A 12,606-nucleotide genomic window follows, 5' to 3' on the forward strand; every position below is an offset into this window, starting at 1 on the left:
TCGTCCATGGGACGACTGGAGGACAAGGTCGCCGTCGTCACCGGGGCGGCGTCGGGCATCGGCGCCGCCACGGCCCGGCGGCTCGCGGCCGAGGGCGCGCACACGGTGGTCGCCGACCTGAACCTGGACGGCGCCCGGACGGTCACCGAGGAGATCCGCTCCGCGGGCGGCTCGGCGACGGCGGTGCCGGTCGACCTCGGCGACGTCGACAGCGTGCGGGCCATGGTGGCGGCGGCCGTCGAGACGTACGGCGGTCTGGACGTCCTGCACAACAACGCGGCGGCCACGCACCTCGCCGCCCGGCAGGACCTCGCCGTGCTGGAGGCCGCCCCGGCGATCTGGGACGACACCATGCGGATCAACCTGCGCGGCACCATGGTCGCCATCCAGGCCGCGGTCCCGCACATGATCGCCCGTGGCGGCGGCTCCGTCATCAACACCTCGTCCGGTGCCGGACTCGCGGGCGACCTGCGCAATCCCGCGTACGGCGCCTCCAAGGCCGCGCTCATCAACCTGACGCAGTACGTCGCCACCCAGTACGGCAAGCAGGGGGTGCGCTGCAACGCCATCGCTCCCGGCTTCATCGTCACGCCGGCGAGTTCGGGGTCGGCCCACGGGGCGATCCGGGACGCGATGCTGCGCCATCACCTCACGCCCCGGCTGGGCCGGCCGGAGGACGTCGCCTCGGCGGTCGTCTTCCTCGCCTCCGACGAGTCCGCCTTCATCACCGGGCACACGCTGCGCGTGGACGGCGGCCTGCTCTCCCACCAGCCGTACGTCGCGGACCTGCGCGACGCCTGACGGGCCGTACCACGAAGGCGCCGCCGACCCGGACAGGGCGGCGGCGCCTTCGTCGTGGCCGCTCCCGCTCAGGTGAGCGTCTCCGGCGCCAGGTCGCCCAGGTAGGCCGCGCGCACCGCGGGGTCGCCGCGCACCTCGTCCGGGGTGCCGACACAGATGCGGCGGCCGAAGTCGAGGACGACGACCTGGTCGCAGACGCTCATCACCATGTCGACGTCGTGCTCGACCAGCAGCACGCCCATGCCCCAGTCCTCGGCGAGCCGCCGTACCAGACGGGCCAGTTCGCGCGTCTCGTCGTCGGACAGCCCGGCGGCCGGCTCGTCCAGGAGCAGCACCGACGGAGAGGCCGCCACGGCGCGGGCGATGGCCAGCAGCCGCCGCTCGCCGTACGACAGGTCGCCCACCGGCCGGTCCAGGCTGTCCTGGAGCCCGAACTCCCGTACCGCCAGAACCACATGGCCCGGGAGCGGGCGGCTGCCCGGGCGGACCAGATCACCGAGGTACGCCCAGGGACCCGGCCGGTCGCAGGCCGCGTACAGGTTGTCCAGGACCGTCATGTCCTCGAACAGCTCCAGCGACTGGAAGGACCGGCTCAGCCCGGCCGCGGCCCGTGCGTGCACCGGCACCCGGGTCACGTCCCGCTCGCCGAGCCGTACCGTGCCGGACGCCGCCCGGGTGAAGCCGGTGACGGCGTCGATGGCGGAGGTCTTGCCGGCGCCGTTGGGCCCGATGAGCCCCACCACCCGGCCGGGCTCGACGTCGAAGGACAGCCCGTCGACGGCGACGACACCGCCGTAGCGCACGGTGAGGTCACGCACCCGCAGGGACAGCGGGTCGGCGCGGTGCGCCCGCGGCACGGCCGCCGTCTCCTTCGCCCCGCCGGCCGCCCCCGGGGCGGTCCCGGTGTCGCCGGTCCGCCCGTCCGCGGCCCCCGCCGCCCGGGCCGCGCGCCTGGACCGCAACGCGCGCTCCGCGCCCGCCGCCCGGCCGCCGAGTTCCCGGGCGATGCCGTCCTGGTTGCCCACCAGGGTCAGCACCAGGATGATCCCGCCGATCAGCGGCATCCACTCGCTGAGCCCGGGCACCAGCCAGTCCCCGAAGCGCGCACCGACCGTGCCCGCGGCGAAGGTGGCGCCGAACAGTGGGCCGACGAGGAAGCCGACCCCGCCGATGACCGCGAGGCCCAGCGCCGTCACGGAGTCGAAGCTCGCGAAGTCGGAGAAGACCACCGAGGTCGAGCGGAAGCCGGTGAGGACCCCGGCCAGCGCGGCGATGGCCGCGGAGAGGCCGAAGGCGTACAGCTTGGCCGCGCGCACGTCGATGCCGAGGGCCGCCGCGGCGCGCTCGTTGGCCCGCACCGCGACCAGCCGGCGGCCGGTCCGGCTGCGCCGCACGTTGGCCACCACCAGCGCGGCGGCCACGAACATCACCAGCACCACGGCCGCGTACCGCTGCGGATGGTCGACTCCCGAGATGCTGACGCCGAACAGGGTCTGCCTGCCCACCGCGATGCCGTCGCTGCCCGGTGTCGTGGCCAGGTCGGTGTTCTGGAAGACCATCGCCTCCAGCGTGGTGCCGAGGCCGAGCGTGATGATGGCGAGGTTGACGCCACGGGTGCGGACCGCCGGCAGCGCGAACAGCAGCCCGATCGGAACGGTGCCCAACACGCCTGCGAGCAGGGCGAGTTCGAAGGGCCAGCCCCAGTCGGCCGCCGCGTGCCCGGCGATGAAGGCCCCCGTGCCGGCCAGGGCGTACGCGGCCAGGGACACCTGTCCGGCGTACCCGGTGACCACGATGATCGACAGGATGATCAGACAGAGCACCAGGGTGGTGGTGATCGCGTCGGCCCACAGCGGTGTGGACACGCTCACCAGCAGCAGGCCGGCCGCGGCGGCGAGCGCCAGTGCCAGGGGGCGGACCCGGCCGTCGCCCAGGGCGGGCAGCCGGTCGAGGAAGGTGCCCCGCAGCGGCAGCGCCCGGCCGCGCGCGATCAGCACGAGCGCGATGAACAGGAAGGGCACCGACGAGGCGAGCCCGGTGATGTCGGAGCTGAAGCGGGTCAGCTCCGACTGCACGACACCGATGACCAGACCGCCCGCCAGCGTGACGGGGAACGAGGAGAACCGCCCGACCAGGGCGGCGGCCAGCGCGCTCAGCAGCAGCGTGGTCAGGCCGGTCACCGACAGGCCGATGACGGGCACGATCAGGATGCCGGTCAGTCCGGCGAGCGCCGAGCCCAGGCCCCAGTTGGCGGCGGCGACCAGATCGGCGGACCAGCCGAGGGCGGCGGCGGTGCTCTCGCTCTCGGCGACCGCGGTGGTGCCCAGGCCGAACAGGGTGCGCTGGTAGACGAGGTGCAGCAGTCCGGTGACGGCGAGCGCGATGCCGAGCAGCCAGACGCGGTCCTCGGAGACCGTCGCCCCGGCGATCTTCAGCAGCCGGGTGGGCAGCTTGCCGGGGACCAGCTCCAGGCTGTCGCCGTAGCGTTTCACGGCGACGGCCGTGAGCAGGATGAACACCGCGAGGGTGCCGACCAGCCGGGCCAGCGAGGAGGCCCGGCGCAGCGGCCGGATCACCAGCAGGTGGGTGAGGACGCCGAGGACGCCGGAGGTGAGCACCCCGCAGGCGGTGGCGGGCCAGTACGGCATCCCGTGGTGGGCGGCGAGCTCCCACTGGACGTAGGCGCCGGCCATGCCGATCGCGCCGTGCGCGAAGTTCAGGACTCCTGAACCGCGGTAGACCAGCACGATGCCGTGCGCGGTGAGCGCGTACAGCGCACCGAGCCCCAGGCCGAGCAGCGCGAAGCGCAGGATGTCGCCCATCAGCGGAACCTCCCAGGACTCGGGGTCCACCCGAGGCTCCATGAGTAGCGAACACCGGACGCCCCGACAAGACAGACAGCGTAATTATTTAAATAATTGTGCCGAGAGTACTTCACTAAACAAGCGGAGCCCTCCATGCTGTGCGCATCTCGACGTCGCCCATTTCGGGCGCGAGCCCCGCGGAGGGACCATGAACGACACACGCCGACGCAGAACGATCGCCGCGAGCTGTCTCGCGGTGACCGGAGTCCTGCTTGCCGCAGGCTGCGGCGGAAAGGCGTCCGGCAGCTCGACGGAGACCTCGCTGAAGGGCGCACCGGTCAAGGTGATGGTCTGGACGCCGGAGAACACCCAGGGCAGCGCACAGCCCGGCGTCCGGCTCACCGCCCAGGCGTACGAAAAGTGGATCAACGCCAACGGCGGCATCAAGGGCGGTCCGTTGAAGGTCCTCACCTGCAACGAGAAGAACGACCCCGACGAGGCCGAGAAGTGCGCCCAGCAGGCGGTCGCCGAGAAGGTGGTCGCGGTGGTGGGCTCCTACAGCCTCGCCGGCGACCGCTACATGCCCATCCTGCAGAAGGCCGGCATCCCCTACCTCGGCGGTACCGGGGTCTCGGCGGCGGAGTTCTCCAACCCGCTGTCGTTCCCGGTCAACGGCGGCACCCCGGTGGTGTTCGCGGCCCACGGCCGGCAACTGGTGCAGAGCGGCTGCAAGAAGATCTCCGGCGTCCGCTACGACGTGGCCGCCGCCGCCGTCGTCTCGCAGTTCCTCACCCTCGGCGCCGTCTCCGCCGGCGGGGCGCCGCCCAAGGACCTCAAGGTCCCGCTCACCGCCACCGACCTCGCCCCGCAGGTCGCCGCCGCCACCAAGGGCAGCGACTGCGTGAGCGTCATCCTGGGCACCGCCTCGGGCCTGTTCGTGAAGGCGTACGTGCAGTCCGGCGCGAAGACGAAGCTCGGCAGCGTCGTCGGCAACCTCACCCCGGAACTGGCCGCGAGCACCGGAGGCAGCGGCAGCCCGCTGGAGGGCGCCGCGATCACCGGCTACTACCCGCCGACCTCCGACCCCGCCTGGAAGGACTTCCTCGCCGCCACCAAGGGCAAGGACATCGACGCGACCAACGGCGCCAACGCCACCACCTGGGTCGCCTTCAAGGTCTTCACCGAGGCCGCGAAGAAGCTGCCCACCCTCACGTCCAAGGCCCTGGTGAAGGAGCTCGACACCACGGCGGGCATCAGCACCGGCGGCCTCACCCCGCCGCTGACCTGGAGCGCGGCGACGGCCCTGCCGATGAAGGGCCTCAACCGCATCCACAACACCACCGCCACCGAACTCACCATCCGTGACGGAAAGATCGAGTGGGCCAAGTCCGGCTCCACCTTCGTCGACGTCCGCAAGGCCCTGACGGCCGCCTCGGCCGGCTGACCGCCACCCCGGCCGGCTGACCGTGCCGGGGCGACGACGCCCCGGCACCGAGGAAGGAGAACCTTCGTGGACGACACCGGACAGCCCCTGATCGAAGCCCGCGCCCTGTCCGCCGGATACGGCACCCTGCCCGTGCTGCGCGACCTCGACCTCGAAGTCCGCCCCGGTGAGGTCGTCGCCCTGCTCGGACCCAACGGCGCGGGCAAGACCACGGCACTGCGGGCCCTGTCGGGCGATCTGGCCCCGATGGGCGGGGAGGTGCGCTGGCTGGGCGAGCCCACCCGCGCACCCCTGCACCGCAGGGCCCGGCAGGGGCTGGCGTTCGTCGGTGAACGGGCGGTCTTCACCCGCCTCGACACCGCCGACAACCTGCGCGTGGGCCGGGTGACGACGGACCGGGCCCTCGCGCTCTTCCCCGAACTCCACAAGCGGCTCGGGGTCGGCGCAGGCATGCTGTCGGGCGGCGAGCAGCAGATGCTCTCGCTGGCGCGGGCCCTGTGCCGCGACCCCCGCCTGCTCCTGGCGGACGAACTCTCCCTCGGACTCGCCCCGCTCGTCGTGGACCGCCTCCTGCGCGCGGTGCGCGAGGCGGCGGACCGCGGTCTGGGCGCGCTGCTGGTCGAACAGCACGTGCGCAAGGTGCTCGACATCGCCGACCGGGTCTACGTGATGCGCCGCGGCCGGGTCGTCATGACCGGCACCCCGAAGGAACTGCGCGGCAACCTGGACGCCCTCGAATCGTCCTACCTCGCGCAGACACCCACTCTCACCACCGAATGAGGTGACTGCTGTGACCAGCGCACGCGAACAGCTCCGCTCCCTGGTCAGGTCCGGCGACGCGTTCGAACGACCGGCCGCGGAAACGAGAGAGACCCGACTGGAGGCGGCCCGCGAGGCGTTCGCAGCCCACCGCGAACGGGTCCCGCTGCTGCGCACCAGGGCCGAGGAGACCGGGGTCCGCGAGATCACCGGCCTCGACGACCTCGTCCCGCTGCTCTTCTCGCACACCAGCTACAAGTCGTATCCCCTCTCCCTCATCACCGGCGGCCGCTGGGACCGTCTGCTGCGCTGGTACACCACCGTGTCCGCGGTGGAGCCCGGCGACGTCGACGTGGAGGGCGTGGCCGACATCGACGAGTGGACCGACCGCGTCACCGCCGCCGGCCACCGCCCCTACATCACCAGCGGCACCTCCGGAAAGGTGTCCTTCCTCAACTGCGACACCGCCGACCTGCGCTTCCTGCACGACATCCTGGAGAACCTGACCTGCTGGCCCGACCCCCTCCCGCCCGAGCCCACCCGACGCGGCTACCTGCTGGCACCCGCGAGCGGCCCGATGCGCTCCGTCGACGGCTTCCGCTGGCACGCGGAGGTCTTCGCGCGGCCCGGCGAGACCCGCCTGCTGACCGAGGAACCGCTGCGGGTGTCGGAGCTGATGCGCAGCGCCCTGCTGCGCCGCCGCATGGCGGAGGGCACCGCTACCCCGCAGGAGATCAGCTCCTTCGAGACGGCGTCCGAGGCCCGCGAGGCGGAACTCGGCGCGGCCGTCGACCGGATCGTCGACGACATCGCCGCGCACCGCGACGAGCCGATGCTGATCGCCGGCATGAACAACCAGCAGTACGCGCTGATCGAGGCGCTCCGGGCGCGCGGGGTGCCGGACGGCGGCCTCCACCCCGACACCCTGGTCCTCAGTGGCGGCGGCAACAAGGGCCGGGCGCTGCCCGACGACTACCAGCAGCAGCTGGCCGCCTTCTACGCCGGCGTGCGACGGGTGCGCAGCTACGGCATGACGGAGCTCCAGGGCTCCTGCCTGGCCTGCGAACAGGGCAACTACCACGTGCCGCCGTGGGTGATCCCGTTGGTCCTCGACGAGCCGGGCGAGAAGCTGCTGAACCCCGAACAGGGCGTGGTGGAGGGGCGGTTCGCCTTCCTCGACGTCTCCCTCGAGGGCCGCTGGGGCGGTCTGATCAGCGGCGACCGGGTCCTCGTGGACTTCTCGCCGTGCGCCTGCGGCAGATCCGGCCCGGTCGTCCTGCCCGACATCCGGCGCTACGGCGACCTCGGCGGCGAGGACAAGATCACCTGCGCCGCGACACTCGACTCCTACGTGCGGGGGATGATCCACGGATGAGCGGCCCGACCCCCGGCGGCACCCGGACGCCCGTACGGCAGGAGGGGGACGGCCCGGTGGCCGTCGTCCACGTGGTGCGCGGCGAGAGCGACCCGGGACCGCACGTCGCGCACGGCCGCCCCGGCGCCGCCTTCACGGCGCCGGTCCTCGACCTCGACCGACTGGTGTGGCCCCGCGGCGAACCCGGACCGGCGTTCCAGGTGCCGGTCGCCGAGATCGTCGACCTGCTGGTGGAGACCGGCGAGGCGCTCAGGGCCGACCGGGACGGCCTGCTCGCCGAGGCGCTGGAGCGGATGAGCCGGGTCAGCCCGCTGCCCGCGGAGGTGCTGGAGCGGGCCTACGCCGTCCTGTGGCGCAGCTTCCAGCGGCACCACCTCCACGCCCAGATCGACCAGGAACTCGGCGGGGCGGACGTGCTCGACGGCTGGCGCGAAGTGCGGCTGCCCGAGGGCCGGATCGCGGCCACCCGCGCCTATCCGCCGCGCCTGGTGCACATCATCGCCGGCAACGCGCCCGGCGTGGCCGCCATGTCCGTGGTGCGCGGCGCCCTCACCAAGGGCGTCAACCTCCTGAAGCTGCCCTCCAACGACCTGTTCACCGCCACCGCCGTCTTGCGCACCATGGCCGCGGTCGCCCCGGGCCATCCGGTGGTGCGCTCGTTCTCCGCCGTGTACTGGCGCGGCGGCGACGACAGCGTCGAGAGCGTGCTGTTCCGCCCGCAGTTCTTCGACAAACTGGTCGCCTGGGGCGGGGAGTCCACCATCCGCGGGGCGCTGCGATACGTCGGCCCGGGGTTCGAACTCGTCTCCTTCGACCCGAAGACCTCGATCTCGGTGATCGGCCGCGAGGCGTTCGCCTCCGAGGACGACCTGGCGCGGGCGGCGGACGCCGGCGCGGCGGACGCGACGTTCTTCAACCAGCAGGCATGCGTGGCCAGCCGGTTCCAGTTCGTCGAGGGAACCGAGGAGCAGGCCGACCGCTACGCCGCACTGCTGTGCGAACGCCTCGGCGTGGCAAGGGAGTTCAGCTCGGCCGGCGGGCCGCGGGTGACCGGGGAGCTGCGTGAGGAGATCGACGTACTGCGGTCACTGGCGCCCGAGTACCGGGTGTGGGGCGGGTACGACGGCCGGGGCCTGGTGATCCGCTCGCCCGAACCGGTGGACTTCCACCCGGACGGGAAGATCGTCAACGTGGTCCCGGTCGCCGCGCTGTCCTCGGCGGTCGGCCACGCCGGGGTCGCGACGCAGACGGTCGGCGTGTACCCCGACGCCCGCAAGGCGGAACTGCGCGACGCCCTCGCCTGCGCCGGCGTGCAGCGCGTGGTGTCCCTCGGCAAGGCGGGCGGCATGCCACCGGGCCTCTCCCATGACGGCTTCTACCCCCTCCAGCGACTGATGCGCTGGGTGAACGACGAGTGACGCGACAGCGCGAAGGCCCGGGTGCCGCCGCGGCCGCCGCCCCCGCCGCCGTCAGCGACGGGTCCCGTCCCCGTAGCGTCCCGCGATCGCGCCGAGGTAGCCGCGCAGCATGATCTTGGCCTCGTCCAGGAGGCCCGTGTCGCCGTGGGCGTCGCGGCGGAACGCCTCCTGGGCGAGCGCGTCGGCGGCGAGGACGGCCGCGTGGCAGGCCCGGCCGAGCGCCTCGTCGTCCTCGGCGAGGTCGAGGGCGAGCAGGAGGCGGCGGATCCCGTCGGCCATCCGGCGCTTGTGCTCGCGGTCCGCCTCCCGGGTCCGCTCGGTGAGGCCGCTGCCGAACCACAGGGCGCGGAAGCCGTGTTCGGTGCGGTACAGCCCGGTGTACGCGTCGATGAGCACCGCGACCGGATCGTCCCAGCGCTGCTCGGCGGCGGCCGGGACGAGGTCGTCCAGGACGGCTTCGAGTTTCGCGAAGTAGCCCGCAGCGAGGGCGTCGATGATCGCGTTCCGGTCGGGCAGGTACTGGTAGAGCGAGCCCACCGACACCTTCGCCTCCGCCGCGACCCGGGTCGTGGTCAGCGCCTCGACCCCCTCGGCGATCAGGACGCGTTCGGCGGCCGCCAGCACCCCGGCCAGCCGCGCCCTGCTGCGCGCCTGGCGGGGCGTGCGCCGCAGGGCCGGGCCCCGCGCCGTCCGGCCGGCGTCCGCGGTCGGCTCTCCCATGTGTCGGTCTCCGAATCTGAACGTGACTTTGTTTCAGGTTTACGTTACCGTCGCGCGCATGTCCGACTCAAGTTCCGAACCGGGGGTGGAGCGGGCCGCCGTGGTGGACGCCTGCCGCCGCCTCGCAGCCGCGGGCCTGCTCATCGGCACCGCCGGCAACGTCAGCGCGCGGGTGGGGGAGCGGGTCGCGATCACCGCCACCGGAGCCGTGCTCGCCGAACTGACCGCCGACCAGGTGACGGTGGTCGACCTGGACGGACGGATCGTGGCCGGCACCCTGCGCCCGACCTCCGAACTCGACCTCCACCTCGGCGTCTACCGCCGCTACGGCACCGGCGCCGTCGTGCACACGCACGCCCCGATGGCGACCGCGCTGTCCTGCGTGCTCGAGGAACTGCCCTGTATCCACTACCAGTTGCTCACCCTCGGCGGCTCCGTGCGGGTCGCGCCCTACGCGACGTTCGGCACCCCCGAACTCGCCGCGTCGGTCCTGGACGCACTCGACGGCCGGGCCGCCGCGCTGATGGCCAACCACGGGGCGCTCACCCACGCGCCCACCCTCGGCCAGGCCGTCGAGCACGCGCTGCTGCTCGAATGGGCCTGCGGCGTCTACCAGCGCGCGGCCGCCCTCGGAACGCCCCGCGTCCTCGACGAAGGGCGGCAACTCGCCGTGATCGAGGCCGCGATCGCCCGCGACTACGGCACCACTCACCCCGTACCACCCGCGCAGGAGGGACACCGATGAAGGTCGTCACGATGGGCGTGCACGTCCTGGACGTGCTGGTACGGCCGGTGGAGGCCATACCCGAGGGCCAGGGGGCCACCCTGGTGGAGGACATCAGGATGACCGCCGCCGGCACGGCGGGCGGAACCGCCCTCACTCTCGCCAAACTCGGCGCCTTTGTCCGCAGCGCGGGCGCGATCGGCACCGACCCCACCGGCGACCTGCTGCTGCAACTCCTCGGCCGGGCGGGGATCGACACCGGGTTCCTGGTCCGCCGGGCGGACACCGCCACCTCCGCGAGCGTCCTGCCGATCCGCCCGAACGGCGACCGGCCCTCGCTGCACCTGCTCGGCGCGAACATCACCTACGGCCTCGACGACGTGCCCTGGGAGGCGCTGGCCGAGGCCACCCATCTGCACCTCGGCGGCCCGGAGCTGATCGGCGTCGACGTGGCCGCGCGCATCCTGTCGTACGCGAAGGAGCACGGCGTGGTCACCTCCGTGGACCTGCTGGCGCCCGGTGTGCTCGGTTCCTTCGACCAGCTCGCGGCGGCCCTGCCCCATGTCGACCACCTGCTGCCCAACGAGGACCAGGTGCTCGGCTTCAGCGGCGAGGACGACCTGGTGAGGGGCGCGCGCCGGTTCATCGACGCGGGCGCCGGCGCCGTCGCGGTCACCCGCGGCGGGGACGGGGCGGTCCTGGTCACCGCCGACACCACCGAGACCGTGCCCGCCTTCGAGGTCGACGTGGTGGACACCACCGGGTGCGGCGACGCCTTCTCCGCCGGCTTCCTGCGCGGGATCGGGCTGGGCCGCTCCCCGCGCGAGGCCGCCGTGCTCGGCAGCGCCGCGGCCGCGCTGGTCGCGCGGGGACTCGGCAGCGACCACGGGGACTTCGACCTCGCGGCAGCCGACGAGTTCGCCGCGACGCACGAACCCCGCCCCTGACCCGTCCGCTCCGGCGCGCGCCGCGCCCGACCCCGCGCGGCGCGCACGGCGTACGGCGACGGCCGGGGCCGCCGACTGCCGCCGCCGCTCTGGCGGGCACCGCCCGGTTGTGCCTGACTGGGAAGGAGCGGACGAAGGAGAGCGGCCATGACGATCCTGCCCACCGAGCGGTCCATCCGCAGCACGCCGGAAGGCATCCTGTGGGAACCGAGCACCCGCTGGGTGCGCGGCTCGAAGAACGGCGTCACCGTCGTCGACAGCCGCCGCCCCGTCCTGGTGTGGGAACCGGCCCTGCCCGTGCCGCAGTACGCCTTCCCGCGCGAGGACGTCCGCGAGGACCTGCTCCGCCCGGCGAAGAACCCGCCGACCGGCACCCACACCGGCTCACAGGTCTTCTACGACCTGGAGGCCGGCGGGGAGCTCTCGCCGAACGCGGCCTGGACCTTCCCCGCCGACGACCTGGCCGGCCACATCGCCTTCGAGTGGGTCCGCCGCCGGGACACGGGCCTCGACCACTGGTACGAGGAAGAGGAGGAGATCTTCATCCACCCGCGCGACCCGCACAAGCGGGTCGACGCCCTGGCGAGCAGCCGGCACGTCCGCGTCGACATCGACGGCACGACCGTCGCCGACACCCGGCGCCCGGTGCTCCTCTTCGAGACCGGCCTGCCCACCCGGTACTACATCCCGCGCGAGGACGTCCGCCTCGACCTGTTCGCCCCCACCGAGCACCGCACCGGCTGCCCGTACAAGGGCACCGCCCGCTACTGGTCCCGGCGCGGCGACGCCGGGGTGCCGCCGAACGTCGTCTGGAGCTACCCCGACCCGCTGCCCCACGTGGCGGCCGTCCGCGGACTGCTCGCCTTCTTCAACGAGGCCGTCGACATCACCGTGGACGGCGAACGTGTGGCCCGCCCGGTCACCCCGTTCAGCGAGATGCTCGCGAGGGACACCGCGGACCGGGACCGGATCTGAGCGCTCCGGCCTCAGATCACGCAGCCCACATGGGCCAGCGCCTGCTTGAGCAGCACCCCGTGACCACCGGGCATCTCGCTCTCCACCGCGGGCGACAGAGCCTCCTGCGGGCTGAACCACACCAGGTCCAGGGCGTCCTGGCGGGGCCGGCAGTCACCGGTCACCGGCACGACGTAGGCGAGCGAGACGGCGTGCTGACGCGGGTCGTGGTACGGCGTCACCCCATGGGTGGGGAAGTACTCCGCCACGGTGAAGGGCTGCAGGGAGGTCGGGACGCGGGGCAGCGCCACGGGCCCGAGGTCCTTCTCCAGGTGCCGCAGGAGCGCGTCGCGGACCCGCTCGTGATGCAGCACCCGGCCGGAGACCAGGGTCCGGCTGACCGTTCCGTCCGGTCCGATGCGCAGCAACAGGCCGACGCTGGTGACTTCGCCGCTGTCGTCCACACGCACGGGCACCGCCTCGACGTACAGGATGGGCATCCGGGCGCGGGCCATCCCGAGTTCGTCGTCGGTCAGCCAACCCGGCGTGGTATCGGTCATGTCAGACATTGCTTGATCATACTTTCCGGTCGTGGCGGGCGCCCAGTGGCGTCCGGGCGCGCCCGCCGGCCTGGGGCGCCGGGCACCCGCGGGGAGTGCG

At 73.2% G+C, this 12,606-nt stretch carries 11 protein-coding genes; 8 read left to right on the top strand and 3 right to left on the bottom strand.

The window, feature by feature from the left end; all coding sequences use genetic code 11:
* Positions 1-6: 6 nt before the first annotated feature.
* Positions 7-801: a glucose 1-dehydrogenase gene (locus tag ABZT03_RS13995; protein ID WP_356038177.1), complete on the top strand. Its 795-nt coding sequence runs from the start codon at positions 7-9 to the stop codon at positions 799-801.
* A gap of 68 nt (positions 802-869) precedes the next feature.
* Here the strand turns inward: ABZT03_RS13995 and ABZT03_RS14000 are convergent, their stop codons facing one another.
* A complete protein-coding gene (locus tag ABZT03_RS14000; RefSeq protein WP_356038179.1) occupies positions 870-3,653 on the bottom strand; it encodes a branched-chain amino acid ABC transporter permease/ATP-binding protein in 2,784 nt (927 codons plus the stop codon).
* A 160-nt stretch (positions 3,654-3,813) separates the two neighbouring features.
* On the opposite strand from ABZT03_RS14000, the gene ABZT03_RS14005 reads away from it, so the two are divergent.
* The 4 genes from ABZT03_RS14005 (at position 3,814) to ABZT03_RS14020 (ending at position 8,601) form a co-directional block, all read left to right on the top strand.
* Positions 3,814-5,049 (top strand): ABC transporter substrate-binding protein, encoded by a 1,236-nt coding sequence (locus ABZT03_RS14005; RefSeq protein ID WP_356038181.1) that lies wholly within the window; start codon positions 3,814-3,816, stop codon positions 5,047-5,049.
* A gap of 66 nt (positions 5,050-5,115) precedes the next feature.
* Positions 5,116-5,829: an ABC transporter ATP-binding protein gene (locus tag ABZT03_RS14010; RefSeq protein WP_356038184.1), complete on the top strand. Its 714-nt coding sequence runs from the start codon at positions 5,116-5,118 to the stop codon at positions 5,827-5,829.
* A gap of 10 nt (positions 5,830-5,839) precedes the next feature.
* A complete protein-coding gene (locus tag ABZT03_RS14015; RefSeq protein ID WP_356038186.1) occupies positions 5,840-7,183 on the top strand; it encodes a hypothetical protein in 1,344 nt (447 codons plus the stop codon).
* Positions 7,180-8,601 carry an acyl-CoA reductase gene (locus ABZT03_RS14020; protein ID WP_356038189.1) on the top strand — a complete coding sequence of 474 codons (1,422 nt, stop codon included), beginning with the start codon at positions 7,180-7,182 and terminating at the stop codon, positions 8,599-8,601. The genes ABZT03_RS14015 and ABZT03_RS14020 overlap by 4 nt, the downstream gene beginning before the upstream one ends.
* A gap of 51 nt (positions 8,602-8,652) precedes the next feature.
* On the opposite strand, the gene ABZT03_RS14025 is transcribed toward ABZT03_RS14020, so the two are convergent.
* Complete coding sequence (locus tag ABZT03_RS14025) at positions 8,653-9,321, bottom strand: TetR/AcrR family transcriptional regulator (protein ID WP_356038193.1); 669 nt, start codon at positions 9,319-9,321, stop codon at positions 8,653-8,655.
* Between the two features lie 58 nt (positions 9,322-9,379).
* Between ABZT03_RS14025 and ABZT03_RS14030 the strand changes: the two genes are divergently transcribed.
* The 3 genes from ABZT03_RS14030 to ABZT03_RS14040 all read left to right on the top strand — a co-directional run bounded on the left by ABZT03_RS14030 (position 9,380) and on the right by ABZT03_RS14040 (position 11,967).
* Positions 9,380-10,066 (top strand): class II aldolase/adducin family protein, encoded by a 687-nt coding sequence (locus ABZT03_RS14030; RefSeq protein WP_356038196.1) that lies wholly within the window; start codon positions 9,380-9,382, stop codon positions 10,064-10,066.
* On the top strand, positions 10,063-10,992 hold the full coding sequence (locus ABZT03_RS14035; protein ID WP_356038199.1) for a carbohydrate kinase family protein: 930 nt from the start codon (positions 10,063-10,065) through the stop codon (positions 10,990-10,992). Before ABZT03_RS14030 ends, ABZT03_RS14035 begins: the two co-directional genes overlap by 4 nt.
* 147 nt (positions 10,993-11,139) lie before the next feature.
* On the top strand, positions 11,140-11,967 hold the full coding sequence (locus tag ABZT03_RS14040; RefSeq protein WP_356038201.1) for a DUF427 domain-containing protein: 828 nt from the start codon (positions 11,140-11,142) through the stop codon (positions 11,965-11,967).
* A gap of 11 nt (positions 11,968-11,978) precedes the next feature.
* Here ABZT03_RS14040 and ABZT03_RS14045 read toward each other — a convergent pair whose 3' ends face one another.
* Positions 11,979-12,506: an NUDIX hydrolase family protein gene (locus ABZT03_RS14045; RefSeq protein WP_356038204.1), complete on the bottom strand. Its 528-nt coding sequence runs from the start codon at positions 12,504-12,506 to the stop codon at positions 11,979-11,981.
* Positions 12,507-12,606: the final 100 nt, after the last annotated feature.

It is taken from the genome of Streptomyces sp. NPDC005574 (genome assembly GCF_040605435.1).
Taxonomy (GTDB): Bacteria; Actinomycetota; Actinomycetes; order Streptomycetales; family Streptomycetaceae; genus Streptomyces.